Origin of the sequence: Paenibacillus suaedae, assembly GCF_032337355.1 — a bacterium.
Taxonomy (GTDB): domain Bacteria; phylum Bacillota; class Bacilli; order Paenibacillales; family Paenibacillaceae; genus Paenibacillus_B; species Paenibacillus_B suaedae.
Genome location: NZ_JAVYAA010000004.1, coordinates 1 through 24,188 on the forward strand (window position 1 = coordinate 1; position 24,188 = coordinate 24,188).

Below are 24,188 nucleotides of genomic sequence, written 5' to 3' on the forward strand. Positions count from 1 at the left end.
CCCCTCAAGATGAGATTTCCCAATTAGTAAGACCCCTTGAAGACGACGAGGTAGATAGGTTGGAGGTGGAAGCACAGCAATGTGTGGAGCTGACCAATACTAATCGGTCGAGGGCTTATCCTATTTGATTCAGAGCATGACACTTTCGCATTCAGTTTTCAAGGTTCAAACCTTGTAATTGTATCATGAATCGCGTATAATACGGTGGACAAGCGTATTGCGCACCTTAACGAATTGGAGAGATACCCAAGAGGCCGAAGGGGACGCTTTGCTAAAGCGTTAGGGTGTAACAGCCGCGAGGGTTCGAATCCCTCTCTCTCCGCCAGTTATATTCTGGTGATACAATTGATGATAATATGGCGGTGTAGCTCAGCTGGCTAGAGCGTACGGTTCATACCCGTGAGGTCGTGGGTTCGACTCCCTCCGCCGCTACCATATTACCTTTCTTACAACAACATGGACGCTTAGCTCAGCTGGGAGAGCATCTGCCTTACAAGCAGAGGGTCGGCGGTTCGATCCCGTCAGCGTCCACCATAATATGCCGGTGTAGCTCAGTTGGTAGAGCGGCTGACTTGTAATCAGTAGGTCGAGGGTTCGACTCCTTTCGCCGGCACCATTTTAACCATCCTGGAGCTGTGGTGTAGAGGCCTAACATGCCTGCCTGTCACGCAGGAGACCGCGGGTTCGAATCCCGTCAGCTCCGCCATTTTTATTTCAAGTAAAAGTGGAGGTCAATCCCCACTTTTTTTAATTGAATACGGCTTGGTAGCTCAGTCGGTAGAGCAAAGGACTGAAAATCCTTGTGTCGGCGGTTCGATTCCGTCCCAAGCCACCATGTAAATGCGGAGGCTTAGTGAAGTGGCTAAACACGGCAGACTGTAAATCTGCTCTCTACGAGTTCGGTGGTTCGAATCCATCAGCCTCCACCATTTGCGAGCCATTAGCTCAGTTGGTAGAGCACCTGACTTTTAATCAGGGTGTCGAAGGTTCGAGTCCTTCATGGCTCACCAGTTTATTTAATCAATCTCAGCGGAAGCTGAGGTTTTTTTGTATGTTCACAACTATACCGAATGTAGGTGAAGACAGCATGAACAAGTGGATAATACGAGTGACTGTGTTTCTGGCAACTACGTTTATTGGCTTTGGTATTGCAAAATGTTTTGACGCAATCGGGAAGCCAAGGATAGCGGGTATTATTTATGCGTGCAGTATAGTGGCCGTGTTGGCTGCAGAAGAATGGATGAGAATGAAACAAAACAAACAGGCTGCTAAACAACCCATATAACACTCATCATACATAAGTACCGGACTGGGATTAGCCAGTCCGGTTTTTTTGTATCTTGATATGGTACAATGGAAGTAATTTATGCTGGATGAAATGGGTTGAGAGCGATGATGGATAAGCAAGCATTACAACTGCAAATCGAGCGACTAACAGGTATGCGCTTAGAGTCGCAACACATATCAACGGCACAGTGGGAAGATTGGATATCAGCAGCTGTGGGAGTGAAGGATGGAACTCCATCTCCTCGTACGATGGTGAAGCATGATGAGGAATGGTATTTGTTATGGAAGCAGGGTAAGACAACAACCGAAGTCATGAAGCTGCAAGGGAAATCGCTATCGGGACAAGAGCTGCAATGGCTTGAATTAGTGCTGTTGATGCAGCATCAACCGAAATCGGCGATGGATACGGTTCATGTCACGGATGAGCAGCAGGCCTATCTAATCGGTCAATGGATCATCGAGCACATGCGAGATGGAGATACGGCCGCGGAAATTCCGGACTCCTTCTCATGGAAGACGAAAATGTTCACACAGACAGTGCCTTTCTTGCTTGTTGCGGAACATGCTCATCGAGATGGGCCAGGGTACAAGCATTTATATAAACTGCTCAAGTCTTATTTTGGCGGAGAATTGATCCTCCTTCCTTTATCGGATAAGGAGTGGCTGATCTTATGTCCCGAGCAACTGATTCAAGTTAGTGAGGCAGACGAGGATGTAGAAACGAAGGAGACGATGGAAGAGCAACTTACTTCTTTTTGTCTGGGACTGTATGAGCTGGTGGCCAGTGAATGGGTAGGTGACAGCCAGCTGTCCATTGGGTATCCTTTTGCACCGGTGAAGGGTATGCCGTCGGTCGTTAGCCAGCTGAGAGAAACGATGTACTTGGGGCGGACGTTCCATGTCACAGACAATATTCATCTTCCATGGGAGCTGCATCTAGAACGGCTTGTCAACAGTATACCAGATGCGGTTCGTAAGCAGTTTCTGCAGCGTGTCGTTACGAAGGCAGACAGCTTCAATGATGTAGAAACACTGTCTACGCTGGATACGTTCTTCCAGCATGACTGTAGTGTAAGCGAGACAGCCAAGCGTCTCTATATCCATCGTAATACGCTATTATACCGATTAGATAAGATTAAACATGAGACCGGGTTGGACGTTCGTCAATTTACGGATGCTGTGTTGGTAAAATTGATATTGCTATTGTACAAAGTAACAAAATAGGCCATTCATTTTTTGTGCAGTTTGTGTATGGTCATTTGTACAGGGTTCCGGTAAGATAAATGTATCGAAAGTAACCGATTACATTGTATCTAACTATAAGGGGGAAACGCACATGGCAGGCGTACGTTTAGAACATATTTACAAGAAGTATTCAGGTTCAGATAATCCAACAGTTAAGGATGTTAACCTGGACATTCAAGACAAAGAGTTCCTCGTATTGGTAGGCCCATCTGGTTGCGGTAAGTCGACAACACTGCGTATGATCGCAGGTCTTGAAGAAATCTCTGAAGGTAAATTGTTCATTGGCGACCGCCTTGTGAATGACGTTGCTCCTAAAGATCGCGATATCGCGATGGTATTCCAATCTTACGCGTTGTACCCGCATATGAACGTGTATCAGAACATGGCATTCGGTTTGAAACTGCGTAAGTTCAAAAAAGAAGATATCGACAAGCGCGTTCGTGAAGCAGCTCGCATCTTGGACATTGAGCACTTGCTTGATCGCAAGCCTAAGGCTTTGTCCGGTGGTCAGCGTCAGCGTGTTGCCTTGGGTCGTGCGATCGTTCGTGAACCACAAGTATTCTTGATGGACGAACCACTTTCCAACTTGGATGCAAAATTGCGCGGTCAAATGCGCGCGGAAATCTCCAAGCTTGCTAAGCGTTTGCAAACAACTGTTATCTACGTAACGCATGACCAAATCGAAGCGATGACGATGGGTGACCGTATCGTTGTTATGAAAGACGGTATCATTCAACAAGCAGCTTCCCCGGACGTATTGTACAATCATCCGGTTAACATGTTCGTTGCAGGATTCATCGGATCCCCTACAATGAACTTTATTACAGGTGTATTGTCTGAAGAAGGCGGCAACTTCCGCTTCAAGGCGACTGGCTTGGATGTAGCAGTTCCTGCAGGCCGTGCACAAATTTTGAAGGAAAAAGGATATGTAGGCAAAGAGGTTATTCTCGGCGTGCGTTCCGAAGATATCCATGAAGAGCCAGTATTCTTGGAAGCTTCCCCAAGCAGCATCTTCTCTGCAGCTATCGAAGTTACAGAGAACATGGGTCATGAAATGTTCTTGTACTTGACAGGTGTAGGCAAGGAAACGGTTATCGCTCGTGTAGACGGACGTTCTAACGCGAAAGAAGGCCAAAACGTGAAGCTTGCTATCGACATGAACAAAATCCATATTTTCGACAAAGATTCCGAGTTGAACTTGTTCGAAAGCTAATTGGATACAATAAATAGAAGGCTGGCCCTGAGGGCCAGCCTTTTTTGCATGTTTTTGTTTCGTAATCTGTATGTTCAGTGAAGTATGGATGTTCGGATCGTGGAAGATTGAACCGCTTTTATTTTTGCTCAAAATCGAGGCCTGTTCTTGAATTTCTTAGATCCATAGTCCCCCAATTACTGCAACCCATTCAATGTGGTGCGTACAGGCTGGGAGAAGTTGTTCCCACTTGCTTGATCCCAGTTGATGGACCAGGTCATGACTCCGCGGAAGTTGCGATAGCCTGAGGATTTTATCAATTGATAGGTCCCTCCGTACGATGTTCCCTTGACGAGATATTGCAATGCCTTATCGATATTTGCAGGTGATGTATAACCGCCGCCTGCTGCAGCTGGAGCAGCTGGCAAGCCGATGGCGATTTGGTCTTCGCGCAATGCTGGGAAGCGGTTGGATGCGTTGCCGTTGACCGGGAAGCCTTGCAGCAGCATTTCAGCCATAGCTACTTGGAAATCCGCTGTGCCCTGGCTATAGGAACGTCCATCCAGTGCGGTTATGGAGCCTGTATTGTAATGTTGAACATGAAGGATGTTCAAGCGATCTTTAAACGCATAAATTACAGGCAGATAAGCTCCCCATGGGCCACCGTATGCAACCATGCCACCCTGTACATATGCAGTTTCTGGCGCCATAGTTAGCATGAAGTCTGAGGATTTTCCTTGTAGAATCGTACGGATTGCACTAATGAGATTAATAATCTTCGGGGTCGTTGGGTTTTTAAAGTCGGTATCGGCACCAGTCAAGGCAAGCGAGCTTCCTTCCAAATCAATGTCGATTCCGTTGAATCCATATTCTTGAATGAGATCATTCATAGAACGTACGAAGCTATCTCTAGCTGTGGTAGAGGTGAGTTCGACGGTTCCATTTGCCCCACCAATCGAAATAAGCACTTTTTTGCCTTGGGATTGAAGTAAAGCGATATCAGCCTTGAATTGTTCCTTCGTTGCGTTGTAAGGAGTGAAGGCCATTGTTACTCGATCGCCGATTGGCTCAGCGAATGCAACCTGGATGATATCGTAGCGCGGAGATATATCCTTTAAGCGGATATTGGTCGATCCATTATCGAAGTTATGCCAGTAGCCGATTAATTGTTTTGAGCCGCTGCCAATCGGAACTTGAGGGGTATCAGCAGTAAGAATGTTGCTGTCCGCAGAACGATTGCCGGCAGCGTCGTAGGCACGAACGAGAATCGTGTAAGAGGTGGCTGCAGTGAGCCCAGTCAATGTGTAGGTCGTGTTGGATGTTGAAGCAGCGTTGGTTCCGTTAAGGAGAATATCATATCCGGCGACGCCAATATTGTCGGTCGATGCATTCCACGAGAGGGTTATACTGGTTGGTGTAGCAGACAACAGTTGTAATCCTGTTGGGGCAGTTGGGGGTTCTGTATCCACAGGGGCCGTATTCGTATGGACGGCCAGACTGTTGCTCGCTTCTGACCGGTTGCCAGCAGCGTCGAGGGCTTTGATACTGAATGAGTACGCTGTGTCTGGGGTAAGTCCTTTGGCAGTGTACGATGTGGTATTCGTAGTGCCTGCCAGTTGTGAACCATTATACACTTCGTAAGATACGACGCCCACATTATCCGTAGCTGGGTTCCAGGCTAATACGACTTCAGTAATGCCAATTGAAGATGCGCGCAGATTGGTTGGGGCTGCAGGAGGTGTCGTGTCAACAGGCTCATCTGCTGACAGCTTCCATAAAGCAGGGACATTCGGTGGTTCCCAGCCGGTTAGTGAAGTATGCGGCTGAATGCAAGCATAAGTCTTGCCGCTATAGGAGACGAGTTCCCCAGTTTTGTAGGCTGTATTCGGTGACCATGGGGCTGCTGCCCCTAAGACAGTGGCAGGGAAGAGTGACAACAAGAGGATAAAAACAAGAACAAGAGCTGAAAGTGATTTTGGAAGCGGATTCATTGACAGACGTAAGGAACTTCGTTTCATATGATTGCCTCCTTCGTTCAAATATAAGGTTATGGACGAATGGGCCTGACAAGGAAGTCGTCATAGGTGGATTTCGGATTCATCGTCCTGCTCGCTTAACCTATTTATCAGCCAGGTACGGGAATCGGGATAAATATCATACACCTCCTTATCGATAGGTAGTTTGGAATATTCGTGGAGATAGGGTGATTTTCCTGCATCCCTTCAACAAATATGGAAAAAAATCGTGGAATATGCCCAGGTTGTGCTTGCGAAAGAAGGAACGTTGAAAAAAGCTAGTTTTTCCTATACGATGAATACAAAGAGATACGGCATTATTGGCATCATAACAGGACGTAATCGATTGTGAGCAATGCCGGAGACGAAGGAGTGAACGACGATGGCCAAAAAGGTAAAGGTCTCCGAGATGGTGGAACAGTTCCACCTGGAGGTGCTGGCTGGCGATACAGGCTTGAAGCGAACAATTACTGTTGATGATTTACATCGCCCAGGCCTAGAGATGGCCGGATATTTCGAATATCACCCGAAGGAACGAGTACAGCTTCTTGGTAAGACTGAGCTTGCCTTCTTCGAAATGCTCTCCCCCGAAACGAAGCGAGAGCGTATGCAATTGTTCTGCTCGGAAGAGATGCCTTGCATCATCGTAACAAGAGGACTCGAGGTTCCGCAGGAAATTCTCGACGTATGTCAGGAGCAGGGAGTGCCTCTGCTGCGCTCGCGCACCGCAACAACGATTCTATCGAGCCGCATTACGAGCTTCCTTGAGAAGAAGCTGGCACCAACGGCTACCATTCATGGTGTATTGGTCGATGTATACGGTGTTGGTATGCTAATTACTGGCGGCAGCGGGATTGGTAAGAGCGAGACAGCACTAGAGCTGGTCAAACGCGGACATCGTCTAGTCGCGGATGACGCGGTAGAGATCCGCCAAACTTCTGACAATGTATTGCACGGCTCGGCACCAGAGCTGATCCGCCATCTGCTTGAAATTCGCGGTATCGGCATCATTAACGTGATGACGTTGTTCGGGGCAGGTGCCATTCGGAACAATAAGCGAATCAGCGTGGTCATCTCTCTAGAGAATTGGCAGCAAGATAAGCAATATGATCGTCTCGGCATTGATGAAGAGACAACGAGAATTATTGATACGGATGTTCCTCTCGTTACCGTACCAGTTCGCCCAGGTCGGAACTTGGCCGTTATTATTGAGGTAGCAGCCATGAACTATCGCCTCAAGCGTATGGGTTACAATGCGGCATTGCAGTTTACGAACAAGCTGACGGAAACGATTGCCGAGGATATGGACGATTTCGATTGATCATCAGTGTAGCCTATATAATGAAGGAGTGTAGAGAATGGCAACAATGCTGCTAGACCCGATAGCCATTCAGCTCGGACCATTGAAAGTGCATTGGTACGGGATTATTCTTGGTACCGCTGCACTGGTTGGGCTGCTGCTTGCGATTCGGGAAGGGAAGAGATTTGGCATATCCCAAGATTTCTTTATGGATTTGGTATTGTTCGGTGTACCCTCCGCATTAATCGGGGCACGCGCGTATTACGTCGCGTTCAAGTGGGATGAATATAAGGACAATTGGGTAGATGTCTTTAAAATATGGAACGGGGGCATTGCCATCTACGGTGCTCTCATAGGTGCAGTCATCTGCGCGCTCATCTATGTCCGTAAGAAAGGATATACTTTTTGGCGGATTGCAGATATTTGTGCACCAGGACTTCTCATCGGACAAGCGATTGGACGGTGGGGGAACTATGTGAATCAAGAAGCATATGGAGGGCCGGTTGAGGAATCATTTTTGCGCAATAGCTTGCACCTCCCTGATTTTATTGTGAATCAAATGAACGTCCAAGGCACATTCCATCACCCTACCTTTCTGTATGAGTCTCTGTGGAGCTTCATAGGAGTGTTGCTGTTATTCGGCTTGCGACGTCTGCGTAGTGTTCGCAGTGGTGAAGTATTCATCAGCTACCTCATCTGGTATTCCATCGGCCGATTCTTTATCGAAGGCCTTCGCACGGATAGCTTGGCTTACCAAGGTTCAGACTGGGTAGTGTCGCTTATTGATGGATTGTGGTCGCCAATGACGGTTGTATTCGAGCCAGGCTTCCTTGATCCTGCGTATGGAAATGTACGTATCTCGCAGCTACTCGCGATCTTCTTGATTGTGGCCGGTGTAATTACGATTATCATTCGTCGGATGACTGGTGCCGCGCGAGTTCCTTATCATGCGCCGATTGTGTCTACCCTTCGTACGGAGGCTGCTGGTAGCATGGAAAAAGAAGTAACTACACAGGTGGATAAGGCCGAAGAGAATGTACATGAGGCAGGAGCATCTGCGGAAGAGCATTCAGACAATGCACAAACTGAAACTGTCAAAACCGAAACTGCACACACCGAAGCTGTGCAGGAATCATCAGACATTGATGATGGGAATGAAGCGAAAGATAATCAACAAAAAGATCATAACGAGAGCAAGAAGGAGTAATTAATGAAAATGATACGAACGGTACTGTTTGACTTAGACGGCACGATTATCGACACGAACGAGCTGATTATCGAGACATTTCTCCACGTTCTGCGGGACAAGACGCCGTCACCGTTCACTCGTGAACATATTATCCCGAGTATGGGATTAACGCTTGAAGAGCAGCTTCGAATTTTTACAGGGCAGGATCAGGTGGATGAACTGGTAGCAGCGTATCGTAAATACAATTTAGAACGCCATGATGAGCTTGTTCGTGAGTTTCCTTATGTGAAGAAAGTGATGGCGGATTTGCATGCATCAGGCATTCAGCTTGGTGTCGTGACGACAAAAATGCGGGCGACAACAGAGCGGGCGCTGCGTATGTTCGGACTCATTGATTACTTAAGCACGATTGTTACTGTACAAGATGTCAATCATCCGAAGCCGCATCCTGAACCGGTGCTGCGAGCCGTTGAAGCACTGCAGGCAAATCCAGCACAGACGATTATGGTTGGTGATAGTCCGGCTGATATTCTATCTGCGAACGCTGCCGGCGTAATATCATGCGGTGTAGCTTGGTCGCTGAAGGGAGAAACTGTCCTTCGCCAATACGAGCCACGCCATATTATTCATGACATGCGGGATCTGTACGCATTGGTCGGATTGGAGCGGAAATAGAAGTGAGAGATGTGGAGCGGCATCCTGTCGAAGGGCCGAACAGTCTATGGCAAATCTACCGAACCGTCAGTCCTTGGAAGGGAATGTGGAATTTCATTTGCATTCAGCTTGCACGATACAGCCCCTCCTTGCGTTTGAAGTTGTGGATATATCGCAAGCTGCTGCGCATGAAGGTAGGTGAATGCACAGCCTTCGGTCTAATGGCGATGGTGGATGTCTTTTTCCCTGAACGAATCGAGATTGGGGATAATACGATAATCGGCTATAATTCCACGATCTTGGCACATGAGTATTTGATACACGAATATCGGCTTGGAACGGTTCGGATTGGCAGTCATGTGATGATTGGAGCTAATAGTACGATCCTGCCGGGTGTCACGATTGGGGATCACGCTGTTGTCGCGACGGGAACGGTCGTGCACAAAGACGTATTGCCTGGTCAAATGGTTGGCGGCAATCCCATGCGGGTTATTCGTGATGCAGCTCTCATGATAGAAGCATCCTCATAATAGAAGGATAAGCTGAGAAGTGGTAGGAAAGGGGCTCCCCACCTGCCACTTTTTTTGGTATTTACAAACAATTTGAATATGGAAACAAAAATGACAACACTTGCGAAGTATGTTAGATTAAAATAAATGTAATGTTACTGGAAGAAGAGGGAAGTTCGACATGCGAAAGAAACGCACTGTAGGTGTCATATTGCTCATAGCTCTTCTAAGCAGCACGTTGTTCTTGAATACGGATGGGGTACAGGCGCTATCACATCGTATTGTATGGGACGGGTACAACGGTTCGGAAGAGCAGGCATTGTTAATGGGGAATGAATGGTATGTCCCAGCCGACGCCCTGAAGAATGCCTTCGGCATTCAAGTGCGTACGACAGACAAGCAATTAGACCTGGCACCAACGGATAATCTGGACTCACAATGGGTGTATACACCAGTCCATTATCGTGATGAAGTAGTGACACTGATGTACCACAATGTTCAGAAGAATCCAGATAACGTCACATTTATTTCACCGAATCAGTTGGAAGAGCAGATTCAGGCTTTACTCCATAATAACTATCATTTCATTTCCATGGATCAGTATATGAACTTTATGCTTCATGGAGGGTCGGTTCCACCGAATGCGGTCTTGATGACCTTCGACGATGGGTACGAATCTTTCTATACAGAAGTGTACCCGATCATGCAGAAGTACCATATACCTGCGACGAACTTCGTCATTGTCTCTACGATTGACAACCGCAAGAGTGCCGGACGACCGAAGCTGACATGGGAACAGATGCGTGAGATGAAGCGAAATGGAATGAGCTTCTTCAGCCATACGTACAATTCGCATGTATATACGGTGGTTAATGAGCAGGGTTCCTTGAGACCGATGTTGTCCAAGCCAGAATATTTGAAGAAGCTGCATCGCAAGGAGACACGCACGGAATTTACAGCGAAGGTTAAAAAGGATCTTAAGCGAGCTGAAGATCGCTTAAAGCAGATGCTTGGCAATACGTATAGTGTGGTTGCTTTTCCGTACGGAGCGTATAACAAGGATGTATTGGAAGTGTGCAAGCAGCTCGGTATCCATGTTACCTTCACGGTGAAGCCAGGTATCAATCAACGGACGACAACAAATGGATTCCGTATAAATGCAGGCAATCAGAAAATTCGAACATCAGAATTATTAGAACGCATGGGGAACAAGGGGAAAAATGTGCAGCTTGGGCGCGCAAAGACTTCATATACAGTAAGTTGGGATCAAGCACCCATATATTCCGAGCTTACGCCGGTTAAAAAAAAGGACATTTGGTACCTGTCACTGCACCAGCTTCATCAACTATTCGGTATAAAATACGAAATTGACGACGTTCAACAAATTGTGAGGTTGTTTCCCGGGAAATAACCTCGAACGTTGTCTTACGATAAACTTATTATTTGCCGAGTACCGCTTAGATTCGACACCCTTGATTCCTCGGTATGGGGAGAATAGATGACATGAGCAATAAGTCGAGCATTTCATCTTTATCGATATATAGAGCTATCGCGATGATGGCAGTTCTGTGCATCCATGCAACATCGCAGACGATTAAGGCGACACAGACAACCGATTCATTTGTTGTCTATAATTTTTTAAATGTGTTCAGCAAATTTGCTGTTCCTGCTTTTTTGCTGCTGACAAGCTTCGTCATGTTTTATAATTATTGCGACAAAGGATTAACCTCAGGGAGCTCCTTAAAGGAATTCTACACTAAACGATTAAAACTAATTCTTCTTCCTTATGTAATCTGTTCTACTTGCTATTTTTTGTTGAATCATTGGCTTGCCTATCGCAGTCGTGGTCTGGGAGATACTTTACAGGCCTATGTTGTCAGCTTAATTAAAGGAACAGCATACACACACCTATACTATGTCATTATTCTAATTCAATTTTATTTGATATTTCCGGTTATATTGTACTTCTTTCGCTCCGTAAAATCAGCGATATGGGCCATTCCTATTGGATTTGCCCTACATTGGGGCTTTGTCATTTGGAACAAGCTAGACCTGCATATTGTATACAAGGGGAGCCTGCTTGTGTCCTACTCGATCTATGTCATGGTAGGGGCGTTCATCGGTGTGTATTGGAACCGCATACAAGGTTGGTTCAATGCACTAACTCCTGAAGGCAGCAGACGTGATCGCTGGATTACGGCGGTGGTGTGGCTCGTGTGGATTGCGGCTTCACTCGGCCATGTTCAGCTATGGTATGCAACTTATAAATATGGTATGCGCTTCAATACGTTATGGTATGAGGCAGCTTGGAATGCCCACGCTTTGCTGTCGTGCGTCGTACTCATTCAATTATCTCAATACATTGAACGCAGATTTCCTGAGAGATTCGTGAAGTTAATTACTAGATTCGGAGATGTCTCATTCGGCATTTATCTGATTCATCCCGTGATCTTATATCTCTATCGCAAGATTCCGCTAGGAGGCGGAGACTCGATTAGTTATGCGCTGTATATCGGGGGAGGGTTCCTGTGTGCGTTCCTTCTGTCTTGGGCTATTGTAGAATTATGTCATCGCTATATTCCGTTCAGTTGGATGTTCTTTGGGGCTGTACCGAAAAAAAGAAGCGGGAATGTACAGAGGCAGAACCAACCAACACAGACGACAGTGCATCCTCCAAATTAGGTTATCACAATACATACAAAGGCAAAGGTCTATCCTCATGAAGTTGGATCGTATAACGAACCCCGCAAAGTGAATGGAGGGATGCAATAGTGGCACGGAAAGAACGGATTTCGACTCTTTCTATCGTGCGCGCACTTGCCATGCTTGGTGTTATTAGTGTCCATGCAACTTCGGAAACCGCAGCGATGATGAAGACATCAAGCTTATTTTACGGGTATACCTTTTTCAACATCTTTTTCAAGTACGGTACACCAACATTTATTTTACTTAGCAGCATGGTGCTCTTCTATAACTATGGTGGTGGAGATAAGCTGCAGCCTCAGGTGCTGGGGAAGTTCTATAAGAATCGATTTCGCTATGTATTTATACCTTATCTAATCTGCTCAGTCTTCTATTTTATGCTTGTGCAGGTAACTTGGTATCCAGAGCGTTCGTGGAGTGAAGCATTACCTGTGTTCGTTACGAAGCTATTAACAGGAACTGCATATACGCACTTGTATTTTGTGTTTATTAGTATACAGTTCTACTTATTGTTCCCTTTGCTGCTAATGCTATTTCGCTCCCGGCGAGTTGTCGCGTGGGCCATCCCACTCGGCTTGGCCTTGCAATGGGGGTATGTATTATGGAACAAATATGGCGTGCAAATTCCGGCAAATGGGAGTATTTCGCTGTCATACATAAGCTTTTATTTTGCAGGTGCTTACTTAGGAATTAACTTTCATAAAGTACGCCCTTGGCTTGATTCTTGGGGACGAGTCTGCTCGGTACGCTATAAGCTGATAACAGGTTCAATCTGGTTGTTATGGCTTGGATTCGCGCTGCTGCATGTGCAGATATGGTATTGGACACGCTCCACGGGCAAAGAGATGAACTCACTTATTTATGAACTGCTCTGGAACGGACATACGTTGTTATCTGCAATTGTACTCATCCAACTTGCCTTCTATCTGGAACGCCGTCTACCAGAGCTCGGAAGAAGACTACTGTCTCAGCTTGGGGATCTATCCTTCGGCATTTACCTCATTCATCCCGCATTCCTTGCCCTATATCGACAGTTTCCGTGGCATAGGGGGAGCGCCTCGCTATATCCATTATTCATCTTCAGTGGTTATGTGTTCGCCCTCGGAATGTCATGGATCATCGTGTATGGGGCACTTCGATTTATACCGGGCGCTTCATTTGGATTAGGGGCCCCGCCACGGGATTGGATGCAGAATCGGAAGATTCAGACTTCAGCAGTTGAAATGATTCGGAGTACGAATGCTTCTTAACGCCACCAGAAGAGCAGGAAATGTATGCATCTTCTACAATTAAGGGACACCCTCTATTCTTGCAGCTTGCAAGGATAGAGGGTGTTCCTTTTCTTTTGTGCAGGAAGCTCGGGCTGGGGATTGTGGGGGAGGAGAGAAATAAAGGGAATTGCGTTGAAAATGGATTGACGATGAGAATATTACGTGATAATATTACCAGTAAAATTCTTTGGTTTGCTAATAAGGTAACATGTTAATATATTAACTCACTAAAGCATCTAATTCCGAGGTGACGCAATGACAAAGCCGAGAATGTTCGAGAAGCCTTCGGGTGTTCGTGATTATTTGCCAGAAGCTGTGCGCCGGTTACGTGCAGTAGAAAGGAAAGCACTTTGCACGATGGATAGCTGGGGCTATGCACAAATTATTACACCGACAATGGAATATTACGAGACGGTAGGCACGGCGAGCTCTACCTCTGATCACAAGCTATTCAAGTTGTTGAATCAACGCGGCACAACAATGGTGCTTCGTTCTGACATGACTGCACCAATAGCGCGAGTTGTGGCATCCTTGCTCGGCAAGGAACCGTACCCTATTCGATTGTCTTACCATGCGAATGTGTTCCGCTCAATGGAGGAGGAGGCGGGACGTGAAGCTGAATTCTACCAGACAGGGGCAGAGATGATTGGGGATGGGTCTCCTGATGCTGATGCTGAGGTAATAGCGCTGTCGATTGCTTGCTTAGAAGCAACGGGGATTGAACGGTTTAAGGTCGCACTGGGACATCATGGCTTTTTGAAAGGGCTGCTCGAATATGCACTCCCTCAGCAGGACGAGGTACAGACACAATTGAAGCTGCGCCTAGTGCAACGGGATGTAGTTGGTTATCGAGAGCTCATTCATAACTTGCCTATAGATCAAGAGCATCGAGGCTGCCTGGAGCAAGTGCTGCACTTGCGGGGAGGCCGAGATGTACTGAAGTCAGCTCGGGGCATAGCTGATGTGCCAGCGATGATGGAATCCATCCATCATTTAGAGAAAGTGTGGGATGTGCTGGAAGCCTACGGGGTGGAAGACCATATAGTATTGGATTTAACGATGCTAGGTGACTTTTCCTACTATACAGGTACGATATTCGAAGGTTATGCGGCGGATACTGGATTCCCTGTCTTAAACGGAGGACGGTATGATAATTTGCTGCAGCAGTTCGGTCGCTCGGCGCCCGCAACTGGATTTGCTCTTCAGACGACCCGTATTGTAGATGCCTTGTCCATTAATAGAGATGCAGCAGATGAAGATATAGCGATACTCACTATTCAATATGATGAGCTTCACCGTCAGGAGGCATTCCGGGAAGCGGCACGTCTGCGGAAGGAAGGCAAGAAAGTGGTAACGCAATATATCGATTCTGAAGGTGAGAAACGATTGGACGTAAGTGTTGAGGCGGGGGTGCAGCCCGATACATGTGGTGATCGAGGAAGCAAGGTGCTTGCTTTCACGAACCGTGCTTGACGACGAAGGAGGAACGACTTATGCAAGATTGGCTTAAGGTTGCAATGCCTAAGGGCCGCATTTACAAGCAGGCATCTGCCTTGTTCCGTCAAGCTGGACTCTATGTTCCAGAGGATGAGGATGAGTCGCGCAAGTTGATTATAGATGTGCCGGAAGCGAGCATGCAGTTCATTATGGCGAAGCCTGTTGATGTCCCGACTTATGTGGAGTATGGAGCGGCTGATATCGGCATCGTTGGCAAAGATGTATTAATGGAGGAAAACAAGGATGTATACGAGCTGCTGGATCTAGGGATTGCACGCTGCCGGATGTCGGTCATCGGATTGCCATCATGGAAGCCGGTCAGCCACTTGCGGGTCGCAACGAAGTATCCGAATGTAGCCTCTCAATATTTTCGTGAGCAAGGTCAGCAAGTAGAGGTGATTAAGCTCAATGGTTCCATCGAGCTGGCTCCCTTGATTGGTCTGGCTGATCGAATTGTGGATATGGTGGAGACAGGCAAGACACTGAAAGAGAACGGCTTGGTAGAGCTAGAGGAGATGTTCGGCATTACAAGCCGACTGATCGCCAATCAGGTAAGTTATCGCATGAAGAGCGAGGCCATTCAGAGCTTGTGCGAACGGCTTCAACGGATTGTGCCCCAGACATTGGAGAAGTCAGCGGCCATTCGTTAGGATGTTCTTAGTCATCAGTCTAGATGAGCATCGAAGTCTATTGCAGCAGGGGATTAGGAGGGAGAGAGTGAGATGCGGATCATACAAGCAGCAGATTGGAGCCTGGATCGGAAAATTGATTACGGCACCCCCGAGCAATTGAGCAGCGTAAAGCGGATTGTTAGCGATGTGCGGCATGAGGGAGATGCAGGACTAATCAAATATACTAGGGAGTTCGATAAGGTCGCCATTACCCAAGGACAGCTTCGTGTAGAAGAGTCGGATATTGCGCTGGCTTACGAGCAGGTTGATCAAGCGTTCTTAGTGGCCATTCGTCAAGCTGCAAGCAACATCAGACGGTTCCATGAGCGACAAAAGCGGACATCATGGATGGAGTTCGAACCAGATGGGACTCTGCTTGGACAGATTATGCGTCCACTGAAACGCGTAGGTGTATATGTGCCAGGCGGCAAAGCTGCATACCCGTCATCTGTTCTCATGAACGTGATTCCTGCTCAAGTAGCAGGAGTACCGGAGATCGTAATGGTCACTCCTCCAGCTACTGGTGGGACGGAAGGAATCAATCCATACATACTCGTAGCGGCTGCCGAAGCGGGTGTAAAGGAAATGTATCGGGTTGGCGGTGCACAGGCGATTGCTGCATTAGCTTATGGGACGGATACAATTGCCCCAGTAGATAAAATATGCGGCCCGGGGAACATCTTCGTAGCACTGGCGAAACGCGAAGTGTATGGGGTCGTTGATATCGATAGTATGGCGGGGCCCTCAGAGATTGTCGTATTAGCGGATAGGCAGGCTAATCCTGTATTTGTGGCAGCTGATTTATTGTCCCAGGCTGAACATGACGAGATGGCATCGGCTGTCCTGGTGACAGACTCCATGGATCTGGCTCAAGCTGTGTCAATCGAGGTTGAACGTCAATTGAAGGAACTGCCTCGCCGTCACATTGCCTCTGCTTCTATAGAACAATACGGGGCAATTATCGTGGTTGAGGATCTGCGCGAGGGCGTCAAAGTCGTGAATCGATTGGCTCCTGAACATTTGGAAATCATGACGGAAGAGCCGATGGAGTGGCTCGGGCTCATAGAGAATGCTGGGGCAATCTTCCTTGGTGCTTACAGCTCTGAGCCGGTTGGAGATTACTTCGCGGGACCGAACCATATTATTCCGACGAATGGAACCGCGCGCTTCTCTTCCCCCGTCGATGTAGATATGTTTATGAAGAAGTCGAGCTTAATTCGTTACAGCAAGGAAGCACTGCTGACGAATGGGGCGGCCATTATCGAACTGGCTCGCCACGAAGGGCTAGAGGGGCATGCCAGGGCAATTGAGGTTCGTCTGCAAGAGCAGTCAAGCGTGGGGTTTGAAGCTACACAAAGCGTCATAGAACAGTTGCGATAGCAGTAAGAGTAGGATTAAGAGAAAACAGCAGCAACAGAAATCGCAGGAATAACAGCAGTACTATATCAATAACGATAGTAAGAATAGTGACAATAAAAGAGATAGTAGAGATAGCAGCGATAGTAGAAATAGTAAAGATGGCTGATTTAGCAGACATAGAAGGGATTCTGAAATTATAGAGATAGAAATTATAGAGATCATAGAGACTTAGAGATAGAGTGGAGAACATAAATAGAAACCGGGCGGAGCGGCACGGAAAGTAAAGAGAGACAGTGAAAGACAGGGAACAGTGGAGAAGGAACCGTGAGAAGCTAGGTGCAGTCAACGAGCTGCGAAACTTATATTGGAATAGCGGATTTTTGATCATAGAAAGTAAGAATAAAAACTGCAATCTTCAACAGAAGGGCGGAACTTTTAATGGTACAGGAAGCGATTAGCCGTATACGTCAAGCGGATATTGCCCGCAAGACGAATGAGACGAATATTCAGTTGTCATTCTCGATTGATGGGACGGGAAAAAGTGAGTTGGATACTGGCGTTCCGTTCCTTACGCATATGCTGGATTTATTTACGAAGCACGGTCACTTTGATCTGAAGGTCGATGCTACCGGTGATATCGACATCGATGATCACCATACAGTTGAGGATATCGGCATTTGTCTCGGGCTTGCATTAAGAGAGGCTTTGGGCGACAAGTCGGGGATCAAGAGGTATGCGTCTGTGTTTGTTCCGATGGATGAAGCACTGGCTCAAGTGGTTATCGATGTAAGCAACCGACCTCATTTCGAATACAGAGCTTCCTATCCATCCGCCCAAGTGGGCACGTTCACCACGGAACTTGTGCATGAGTTTCTGTGGAAATTAGCGCTGGAGGCGAGAATTACACTTCATGTCATCGTTCATTACGGTCAGAATACGCACCATATGATTGAAGCGGTATTCAAGGCGTTAGGGCGGGCGCTTGATGAAGCGACATCGGTTGATCCGCGGGTACAAGGTGTTCCTTCTACGAAGGGAGTGCTGTAGCTCATGATCGCCGTGGTCGATTATGGGATGGGGAACCTTCACAGTGTTAGCAAGGCAGTGGAGCGATTAGGATATGAGGTCGTCCTGACCAGTTCCCGTGAGGAATTGCTGACTGCTGATGGCATCATTCTTCCAGGGGTTGGGGCATACGGAGATGCCATGCAGGCGCTTCGGGGAAGCGGGCTCATTCCCACTCTGCAGGAGGTAGTTGAAGGAGGCAAGCCAATGCTCGGCATCTGCCTAGGCATGCAACTGTTGTTCGAGGGAAGCGATGAACATGGCTACCATGAGGGATTAGGCATGCTGCCAGGTCGTGCGGTGCGTTTCGAGGGCGGATCTTATAAGGTGCCGCATATGGGCTGGAATGAGCTGATGTGGCAGCAAGCAGCACATCCATTGGCGGGAGAGGCAGAGAGTGGTTATGTGTATTTCGTACATTCCTACCGAGTAGTTGCGGAAGAGCAATCAGATGTACTTGCGACGTGCAGCTATGGAGGCGTTGAAGTCGCGGCAATAGTAGGGCGCGGCTCTGTATATGGAATGCAGTTTCATCCGGAGAAGAGCGGAGCATTGGGACTACGCCTGTTAGGGAGATTTTTGGCGCTGACTGGCTCGGGCAGGCAATCCATACAACTGGCCAGATCATAGACAGGAGAATGATGGGAGAGGAAGGCGAGGCAGATGGCAGCGTTCACGATATATCCAGCAATCGATATTCGCGGGGGAAAGTGTGTCCGGCTTGTACAAGGGGATTATGGGCAAGAGACGGTCTACGATGAGCGCCCTGTAGAAGTAGCGCAGCGTTGGGAAGCGAATGGCGCTTCTTGGATTCATCTGGTGGACTTGGATGGAGCGAAGGAAGGGCGCCCGATCAATGCGGAGCTCATTGGTGAAATTGCACGGTCTGTAGCGGTTCCGGTACAGGTTGGCGGCGGCCTGCGCACGCTTGAGGACATTGAGCAGCTGCTGGAAGCGGGTGTGGCGCGTGTCATATTGGGCACAGCGGCAATAGAGGATCGTGGCTTCGTTGAAACCGTACTTGGCAAGTATGGCGACCGCATTGCGATTGGCATCGACGCCCGCAATGGATTCGTTGCCACACGTGGTTGGCTGGAGACCTCGGAAGTGAAGGCGGGCGTGCTTGCGGCTGAGCTTGTTGCGGCAGGGGCGAAGACGTTCATCTTCACGGATATCTCTCGAGACGGCATGATGAAGGGGCCGAATATCGAGGCAATTGTACAACTGGCGAAGGTCTCGGGGCAGACCGTAATTGCTTCTGGGGGCGTCAGCAGTATGGATGATATTCATGCTCTATCCAAGTATGCGGCTGATGGTGTAGGTGGAGCAATTATTGGCAAGGCACTCTATACAGGCAGCATTGATTTGGCAGATGCAGTACGGCTGGAGGCAGCCGTACGAAGCTAGCCATACGGAACGGGGGCGATTGCGGTGTTGGCGAAGCGTGTAATTCCTTGTCTAGATGTGAATGATGGCCGTGTTGTAAAAGGCGTCAATTTTGTTCAGCTTCGTGACGCTGGAGATCCGGTGGAACTTGCTGCGCTGTATGATCAGGAGGGCGCAGATGAACTGGTATTCCTTGACATCTCCGCGTCTATCGAGGGTAGGGCAACGATGGTGGAGGTAGTACGGCAGACCGCAGGAGAAATCTCGATTCCTTTTACAGTGGGTGGCGGGATCTCTTCTGTCGATGATATGATGCGCATGCTGCGTGCAGGTGCGGACAAGATCGGCATAAATACAGCGGCTGTGAAGCAGCCAAGTCTCATAACGGATGGTGCGCGGCGATTCGGGTCGCAATGCATCGTAGTAGCCATCGACGCCAAGTACAATGAGACCTGGGGAGAATGGGAAGTGTATATTCACGGTGGGCGTACACCTACTGGATTGCGTGCAGTGGCTTGGGCACAAGAGGTGGAGCGGCTTGGGGCAGGGGAATTGCTGCTGACAAGCATGGATGCGGACGGAACGAAGGATGGTTTCGATAATAAGCTGACACGTGCAGTATCCGATGCTGTCGGCATCCCCGTTATTGCTTCAGGCGGTGCAGGGCGAGCAGGTGACTTTGTGGAGGCATTTACGGAAGGACATGCCGATGCTGCGCTTGCAGCGTCAATATTCCACTATAAAGAAGTATCGATTGCAGAAGTGAAGGAGGCGCTTCACGCAGAGGGGGTACGTGTACGATGACGCAACAAGTAATAGTAGATGGAGGACGCTTGGCCGCATCCATCCGTTGGAATGAATACGGCCTCGTGCCGACTGTTGTGCAGGATTCCATCACGAAGGAAGTCCTTATGGTGGCGTATATGAATCAGGAATCCTTGCTCTTGTCGTGCGAGACAGGAGAGACAGTATTCTGGAGCAGGTCTCGTCAAGAACTGTGGCACAAGGGCGCAACGTCAGGCAATACGCAGCGAATCGTATCCATAACCGTGGATTGTGATCAGGACACACTGCTCGTGCAGGTCAGTCCCAGCGGACCGGCTTGCCATACCGGAAGCCGTACTTGCTTCGAAAGTGGCCTTATGGGATATGTGAGGGAAGAAGAGAGTCATGCGCCAGTTGTAAATTCGGTGCTGGCAGAGCTGGAGAACCTTATAGCACAGCGGCAGATTGAGCGTCCTGAGGGATCATATACAACCTACTTGTTCGAGAAGGGTCTCGATAAGATATTGAAGAAGATAGGCGAGGAGTCTACCGAGGTTGTGATCGCAGCGAAGAGTGACAACAAGGAGGAACTAGTTGGGGAGATTGGAGATCTGCTGTTCCATATGCTTGTTCTGCTACGCGAACGCAACATTGCGCTGGGAGACGTGTTATCTGTACTGGAGGCGCGCCACCGTGGGGCTAGAAGGGATACGTATAATCAGAATGGGAAAGTAAAGTCGTGAATACAAGCTGCATAGGATGGCGGGCGATGTCATGTGTTCCTTATGAGAGGTGCGCAATGCAATTGCCCGCCTATTGTTCGTTGTTTGCGTGGTTGTGAACTTGAATATGAACATATCTAAATAGGGGTCAACAGATTGCCTGTGATCAAGATTTGAGTTATAATAAGATAAGAATTATTATTATATAAAAATAATACATCGAAGTTGATAATGTATTACCGATGTGCTTCTTCTGAATCTCCGGCCCTTGCGGTTATGGGAAATATAGAGGCTTGTGCCTGAATCTACAGAGAAACGCGAGGTTTGAATCTGTCCCTTGGAAAGACTTCGCGAAAGGGATGCAGGAATTGAGCGTCAATATGATATACTGTTGGGTATGTGTACAGTATATGAGTGTCAGGAGGGGCCTTGGCGATGGCAGAACAGAACAAGGTAGTTATGTTCCCGATGGATGCTGCTTCGTTCTCTGAACGTGCGGTACAATCGTTGGAACGACTGCACTACGACAAGGCGTTGACATATTTTCGCAAGGCGGTGGAGTGCGAACCGGACAACCCTATCCTGCAGTGCAATCTTGCAGGAACTCTTGCAGAAGCGGGACGGTTCGAAGAGTCTAACGATACATTGCACCACATCTTGCATGAACTCGATCCGAATATGAATGAATGCTACTATTATATGGCGAATAACTTTGCTTATATGGAGCAGTTCGAGGAGTCGGAGGCGATGCTTGAGACGTATTTATCCCGTGATCTCACAGGAATGTATACAGAAGAAGCGGAGGAAATGCTCGAAATGATTCGTTTCGAGGCGAAGCAGTCTTCTTCATCACAGCATCGCGGTGAGCAGAATGTGGGAGCTCAATCGTCGGCTGCGAAGCTGCCGTCAGCGCTGAGCGACGAAGAGATGGGAATCTCTGAGCAGGCAGAGGATGAGCATGCAGAAGCACGCATGCTGCTCGAAGCAGGCCGGTTCGTAGAGGCAGAGAAATTGTTGAAGCGGGTTGTGGATTCGGATCCAGATTATTTGGCCGCATGGAACAACCTGGCGTTAGCTTATTATTATATGGGGCAGTTCGATGAAGCGCGGGAGGCACTTGATGCCGTTCTTGAGAGAGATCAAGGGAACTTGCATGCATTGTGCAACTTGGCGATATTCGAGCGCCATGCCGGCAATGAAGCTGTCGTCCAGCAGCTTATTGCGATGATTGGCAAGATTCAGCCCTTCTATCGGGAGCATCTGTTCAAGATTGCGACTACGATGGGTATGTTGGATGAGCATGAGCTTGCTTATCAGCATTTGCGCCGCTTAGTAACAGGCCATATGCTGCGGGAAGCGAGTATTTACCATTATGCGGCTGTAGCGGCTTGCCGCTTGGGTCGATATGAGGAGGCTTCTCGCTGGTGGGCAGTATGCCGCAGACTGGATCCCAATTCCGGCATTGCAACGTACTATATGGAACGATTGCAGCAGCGTGATGAGGGAGATATCGATCCTATGCCAACCTATCATTATCGTCTACCTTATGAGGAGGCTAGCCGTAGGGCTGCTTCGAAGGCTGATTCAACTGATGGCAGTCGTTCGGGTCGTTCAGAGGACGGCAAGGATTGGGAGCAGCAGCTCAAGAAAGATCCGCTTGTACGAGCTTCATTGTTCTGGGCACTGCGATTCGGTGAACCGGATGTCAAGCTTCAGGCACTCCAAGCGATGAGCTTACTTGGTGACGATGAGGCTAATGATGCGCTTCGCTCTATGCTGCTGGATCCAGACCAGGATGCATACATGAAGCAGGTTGCTGTATATGTGCTTCGTATGCATGGGGTAGAAGAGCCAATTGAGGTAGAATGGAAGGGCGAGTATATTCAAGTTCACCGTAATCATATTGCAAATCGTCTGCCGGTCTGGGAGTCGCAATGGCAGCAGGTACTAGATATATTGCGTGATTCTATGAAAGAGCGGTACGATCTGTTTCAGATGCATGATGCAGAGACGCTTTGGATTGAATTTATTACGCACTTATATCCCGACGAAGTGCCACGAATTGGCAAGGCGGGAAGCTGGGCTGCAGCGATCGAATTCATTATCGCGAAGATGATACGACGTGAGATGTCCTATCAGCTTGCAGCAGAGCAATATGGTGTATCGGCAACTACCGTTGCCAAGCATGTGAAACGAATGGAAGACACTTGTCAGGTAGAAGCTAAAATCAAGCAATCCTTTACATGAAGATAAAATAAATACTTGATTATAAGGGAGGCCAACCCCATGGAGAACAAAGTATATAAATCAGTTGTTATCGGCACAGGACCTGCTGGTTATACAGCAGCGATTTACTTGGCTCGCGCCAACTTGAACCCGCTTGTGATCGAGGGACCTCAACCAGGTGGACAGTTGACGACGACTACAGACGTTGAGAACTTCCCTGGGTTCCCAGAAGGCATCCAGGGTCCTGAATTGATGGACAATATGCGTAAGCAAGCTGAGCGCTTCGGCACAGAGTTCAAGACAGGCTGGGTAAACAGTGTTGATGTATCTAGCCGCCCATTTAAGCTTCAAGTTGAAGGTGTAGGCGAGATTGTCACAGAAACGTTAATTGTAGCAACAGGCGCTTCTGCGAAATATATGGATATTCCTGGTGAGCAAGAGAACTTGGGTAAAGGGGTCAGCGCTTGCGCGACGTGCGACGGATTCTTCTTCCGTGGGAAGAAAATCATCGTTGTCGGCGGTGGCGACTCTGCGATGGAGGAAGCTAACTTCCTGACTCGCTTCGCTTCCGAGTTGACACTCGTTCATCGTCGTGATGAGCTTCGCGCATCGAAGATTATGCAGGATCGCGCGAAAAATAATGAGAAGATCAAATGGGGCTTGAATCGTACTCCAATTGAGGTCGTATCTACAGGCATGGGTGTTACAGGTCTCAAGGTGAAAAACAATGAGACAGGCGAGGAAGAAATTCTGGAAACGGACGGTTTGTTCGTTGCTATCGGCCACAAGCCAAACACAGATTTCTTGAAAGGTCACATTGAACTGGACGATCATGGCTATGTAATTGTGAAGCCAGGTTCTACGGAAACGAGTGTACCAGGCGTATTTGCTGCAGGTGACGTGCATGATACGAAGTATCGTCAGGCGATCACAGCAGCCGGTTCTGGCTGCCAAGCAGCTCTGGACTGCGAGAAGTTCTTGGAAGGACATATTACGCAGGACTGGAGCCAGTCTTTGAATCAATAAGGTGAAAAAGAACTCACTTTTCGAAAGTTGGGAGCCAGTAGGCTCCCTCTTTATTTTCGTACGATTAGGTCAGGTGGTCGAGCGGGAAAAGTGGGAGTGGCGAGCG

21 protein-coding genes, 8 tRNA genes and 1 rRNA gene are annotated in these 24,188 nt (G+C 48.1%); 29 read left to right on the top strand and 1 reads right to left on the bottom strand.

The window, feature by feature from the left end:
• From RQP50_RS17035 to RQP50_RS17090, 12 genes are all read left to right on the top strand, one after another.
• Positions 1 to 123, top strand: a 23S ribosomal RNA gene (locus tag RQP50_RS17035); the annotation flags it as partial.
• Positions 124 to 236: 113 nt separating this feature from the next.
• Positions 237 to 325, top strand: a tRNA-Ser gene (locus RQP50_RS17040).
• 33 nt (positions 326 to 358) lie between these two features.
• Positions 359 to 435: transfer RNA gene (locus RQP50_RS17045), tRNA-Met, on the top strand.
• A gap of 23 nt (positions 436 to 458) precedes the next feature.
• Positions 459 to 534 (top strand) — tRNA-Val (locus RQP50_RS17050).
• Between the two features lie 6 nt (positions 535 to 540).
• A tRNA-Thr gene (locus RQP50_RS17055) sits at positions 541 to 616 on the top strand.
• Positions 617 to 629: 13 nt separating this feature from the next.
• Positions 630 to 706: transfer RNA gene (locus RQP50_RS17060), tRNA-Asp, on the top strand.
• 53 nt (positions 707 to 759) lie between these two features.
• Positions 760 to 835, top strand: a tRNA-Phe gene (locus RQP50_RS17065).
• 9 nt (positions 836 to 844) lie between these two features.
• Positions 845 to 929: transfer RNA gene (locus tag RQP50_RS17070), tRNA-Tyr, on the top strand.
• Between the two features lie 5 nt (positions 930 to 934).
• Positions 935 to 1,010 (top strand) — tRNA-Lys (locus RQP50_RS17075).
• Positions 1,011 to 1,087: 77 nt separating this feature from the next.
• Positions 1,088 to 1,285 (top strand): hypothetical protein, encoded by a 198-nt coding sequence (locus tag RQP50_RS17080; RefSeq protein ID WP_139295378.1) that lies wholly within the window; start codon positions 1,088 to 1,090, stop codon positions 1,283 to 1,285.
• Between the two features lie 107 nt (positions 1,286 to 1,392).
• Positions 1,393 to 2,511 carry a PucR family transcriptional regulator gene (locus RQP50_RS17085; protein ID WP_021252863.1) on the top strand — a complete coding sequence of 373 codons (1,119 nt, stop codon included), beginning with the start codon at positions 1,393 to 1,395 and terminating at the stop codon, positions 2,509 to 2,511.
• A 112-nt stretch (positions 2,512 to 2,623) separates the two neighbouring features.
• Complete coding sequence (locus RQP50_RS17090; RefSeq protein WP_021252862.1) at positions 2,624 to 3,745, top strand: ABC transporter ATP-binding protein; 1,122 nt, start codon at positions 2,624 to 2,626, stop codon at positions 3,743 to 3,745.
• Positions 3,746 to 3,921: 176 nt separating this feature from the next.
• Here RQP50_RS17090 and RQP50_RS17095 read toward each other — a convergent pair whose 3' ends face one another.
• On the bottom strand, positions 3,922 to 5,742 hold the full coding sequence (locus tag RQP50_RS17095) for a fibronectin type III domain-containing protein (RefSeq protein ID WP_315746166.1): 1,821 nt from the start codon (positions 5,740 to 5,742) through the stop codon (positions 3,922 to 3,924).
• A 379-nt stretch (positions 5,743 to 6,121) separates the two neighbouring features.
• On the opposite strand from RQP50_RS17095, the gene hprK reads away from it, so the two are divergent.
• The 17 genes from hprK (at position 6,122) to trxB (ending at position 24,082) form a co-directional block, all read left to right on the top strand.
• Positions 6,122 to 7,060, top strand: a complete 939-nt coding sequence (hprK, locus tag RQP50_RS17100) for an HPr(Ser) kinase/phosphatase (RefSeq protein WP_021252860.1) — start codon at positions 6,122 to 6,124, stop codon at positions 7,058 to 7,060.
• A gap of 37 nt (positions 7,061 to 7,097) precedes the next feature.
• Positions 7,098 to 8,246: a prolipoprotein diacylglyceryl transferase gene (gene lgt / locus RQP50_RS17105; protein ID WP_268626259.1), complete on the top strand. Its 1,149-nt coding sequence runs from the start codon at positions 7,098 to 7,100 to the stop codon at positions 8,244 to 8,246.
• Between the two features lie 9 nt (positions 8,247 to 8,255).
• The gene (ppaX, locus tag RQP50_RS17110; RefSeq protein WP_315746428.1) at positions 8,256 to 8,903 is read left to right on the top strand and encodes a pyrophosphatase PpaX; all 648 of its coding nucleotides are present in this window, start codon (positions 8,256 to 8,258) and stop codon (positions 8,901 to 8,903) included.
• Positions 8,904 to 8,905: 2 nt separating this feature from the next.
• Complete coding sequence (locus RQP50_RS17115; protein ID WP_315746167.1) at positions 8,906 to 9,412, top strand: acyltransferase; 507 nt, start codon at positions 8,906 to 8,908, stop codon at positions 9,410 to 9,412.
• A gap of 160 nt (positions 9,413 to 9,572) precedes the next feature.
• Positions 9,573 to 10,802: a polysaccharide deacetylase family protein gene (locus RQP50_RS17120; protein ID WP_021252856.1), complete on the top strand. Its 1,230-nt coding sequence runs from the start codon at positions 9,573 to 9,575 to the stop codon at positions 10,800 to 10,802.
• 92 nt (positions 10,803 to 10,894) lie between these two features.
• Entirely contained in the window at positions 10,895 to 12,073 is a 1,179-nt protein-coding gene (locus RQP50_RS17125; protein WP_315746168.1) for an acyltransferase, read from the top strand.
• A gap of 89 nt (positions 12,074 to 12,162) precedes the next feature.
• Positions 12,163 to 13,344, top strand: coding sequence for an acyltransferase (locus RQP50_RS17130; protein WP_315746169.1), 1,182 nt, complete (start codon positions 12,163 to 12,165; stop codon positions 13,342 to 13,344).
• A 276-nt stretch (positions 13,345 to 13,620) separates the two neighbouring features.
• Entirely contained in the window at positions 13,621 to 14,838 is a 1,218-nt protein-coding gene (locus tag RQP50_RS17135) for an ATP phosphoribosyltransferase regulatory subunit (protein ID WP_315746170.1), read from the top strand.
• Positions 14,839 to 14,858: 20 nt separating this feature from the next.
• Positions 14,859 to 15,512, top strand: coding sequence for an ATP phosphoribosyltransferase (gene hisG / locus RQP50_RS17140; protein ID WP_315746171.1), 654 nt, complete (start codon positions 14,859 to 14,861; stop codon positions 15,510 to 15,512).
• Positions 15,513 to 15,584: 72 nt separating this feature from the next.
• Positions 15,585 to 16,913, top strand: coding sequence for a histidinol dehydrogenase (gene hisD, locus RQP50_RS17145; protein ID WP_315746172.1), 1,329 nt, complete (start codon positions 15,585 to 15,587; stop codon positions 16,911 to 16,913).
• 417 nt (positions 16,914 to 17,330) lie between these two features.
• Complete coding sequence (gene hisB, locus RQP50_RS17150; RefSeq protein ID WP_072730308.1) at positions 17,331 to 17,939, top strand: imidazoleglycerol-phosphate dehydratase HisB; 609 nt, start codon at positions 17,331 to 17,333, stop codon at positions 17,937 to 17,939.
• Between the two features lie 3 nt (positions 17,940 to 17,942).
• Positions 17,943 to 18,587 carry an imidazole glycerol phosphate synthase subunit HisH gene (hisH, locus tag RQP50_RS17155; RefSeq protein ID WP_315746173.1) on the top strand — a complete coding sequence of 215 codons (645 nt, stop codon included), beginning with the start codon at positions 17,943 to 17,945 and terminating at the stop codon, positions 18,585 to 18,587.
• 33 nt (positions 18,588 to 18,620) lie between these two features.
• Positions 18,621 to 19,364, top strand: a complete 744-nt coding sequence (gene hisA, locus RQP50_RS17160; protein ID WP_072730306.1) for a 1-(5-phosphoribosyl)-5-[(5-phosphoribosylamino)methylideneamino]imidazole-4-carboxamide isomerase — start codon at positions 18,621 to 18,623, stop codon at positions 19,362 to 19,364.
• 24 nt (positions 19,365 to 19,388) lie between these two features.
• Positions 19,389 to 20,147 (top strand): imidazole glycerol phosphate synthase subunit HisF, encoded by a 759-nt coding sequence (gene hisF, locus RQP50_RS17165; RefSeq protein WP_315746175.1) that lies wholly within the window; start codon positions 19,389 to 19,391, stop codon positions 20,145 to 20,147.
• Complete coding sequence (gene hisIE / locus RQP50_RS17170; RefSeq protein WP_315746176.1) at positions 20,144 to 20,851, top strand: bifunctional phosphoribosyl-AMP cyclohydrolase/phosphoribosyl-ATP diphosphatase HisIE; 708 nt, start codon at positions 20,144 to 20,146, stop codon at positions 20,849 to 20,851. Before hisF ends, hisIE begins: the two co-directional genes overlap by 4 nt.
• 414 nt (positions 20,852 to 21,265) lie before the next feature.
• On the top strand, positions 21,266 to 23,077 hold the full coding sequence (locus RQP50_RS17175; RefSeq protein ID WP_315746177.1) for a tetratricopeptide repeat protein: 1,812 nt from the start codon (positions 21,266 to 21,268) through the stop codon (positions 23,075 to 23,077).
• A gap of 39 nt (positions 23,078 to 23,116) precedes the next feature.
• Complete coding sequence (trxB, locus tag RQP50_RS17180; protein ID WP_072730302.1) at positions 23,117 to 24,082, top strand: thioredoxin-disulfide reductase; 966 nt, start codon at positions 23,117 to 23,119, stop codon at positions 24,080 to 24,082.
• Positions 24,083 to 24,188 lie beyond the last annotated feature (106 nt).

Coding starts and splice junctions, on each gene's coding strand:
- RQP50_RS17080 (WP_139295378.1), top strand. CDS start 1,088: ATGAACAAGTGGATAATACGAGTGACTGTGTTTCTGGCAACTACGTTT.
- RQP50_RS17085 (WP_021252863.1), top strand. CDS start 1,393: ATGATGGATAAGCAAGCATTACAACTGCAAATCGAGCGACTAACAGGT.
- RQP50_RS17090 (WP_021252862.1), top strand. CDS start 2,624: ATGGCAGGCGTACGTTTAGAACATATTTACAAGAAGTATTCAGGTTCA.
- RQP50_RS17095 (WP_315746166.1), bottom strand. CDS start 5,742: ATGAAACGAAGTTCCTTACGTCTGTCAATGAATCCGCTTCCAAAATCA.
- hprK (WP_021252860.1), top strand. CDS start 6,122: ATGGCCAAAAAGGTAAAGGTCTCCGAGATGGTGGAACAGTTCCACCTG.
- lgt (WP_268626259.1), top strand. CDS start 7,098: ATGGCAACAATGCTGCTAGACCCGATAGCCATTCAGCTCGGACCATTG.
- ppaX (WP_315746428.1), top strand. CDS start 8,256: ATGATACGAACGGTACTGTTTGACTTAGACGGCACGATTATCGACACG.
- RQP50_RS17120 (WP_021252856.1), top strand. CDS start 9,573: ATGCGAAAGAAACGCACTGTAGGTGTCATATTGCTCATAGCTCTTCTA.
- RQP50_RS17125 (WP_315746168.1), top strand. CDS start 10,895: ATGAGCAATAAGTCGAGCATTTCATCTTTATCGATATATAGAGCTATC.
- RQP50_RS17135 (WP_315746170.1), top strand. CDS start 13,621: ATGACAAAGCCGAGAATGTTCGAGAAGCCTTCGGGTGTTCGTGATTAT.
- hisG (WP_315746171.1), top strand. CDS start 14,859: ATGCAAGATTGGCTTAAGGTTGCAATGCCTAAGGGCCGCATTTACAAG.
- hisD (WP_315746172.1), top strand. CDS start 15,585: ATGCGGATCATACAAGCAGCAGATTGGAGCCTGGATCGGAAAATTGAT.
- hisB (WP_072730308.1), top strand. CDS start 17,331: ATGGTACAGGAAGCGATTAGCCGTATACGTCAAGCGGATATTGCCCGC.
- hisH (WP_315746173.1), top strand. CDS start 17,943: ATGATCGCCGTGGTCGATTATGGGATGGGGAACCTTCACAGTGTTAGC.
- hisA (WP_072730306.1), top strand. CDS start 18,621: ATGGCAGCGTTCACGATATATCCAGCAATCGATATTCGCGGGGGAAAG.
- hisIE (WP_315746176.1), top strand. CDS start 20,144: ATGACGCAACAAGTAATAGTAGATGGAGGACGCTTGGCCGCATCCATC.
- RQP50_RS17175 (WP_315746177.1), top strand. CDS start 21,266: ATGGCAGAACAGAACAAGGTAGTTATGTTCCCGATGGATGCTGCTTCG.
- trxB (WP_072730302.1), top strand. CDS start 23,117: ATGGAGAACAAAGTATATAAATCAGTTGTTATCGGCACAGGACCTGCT.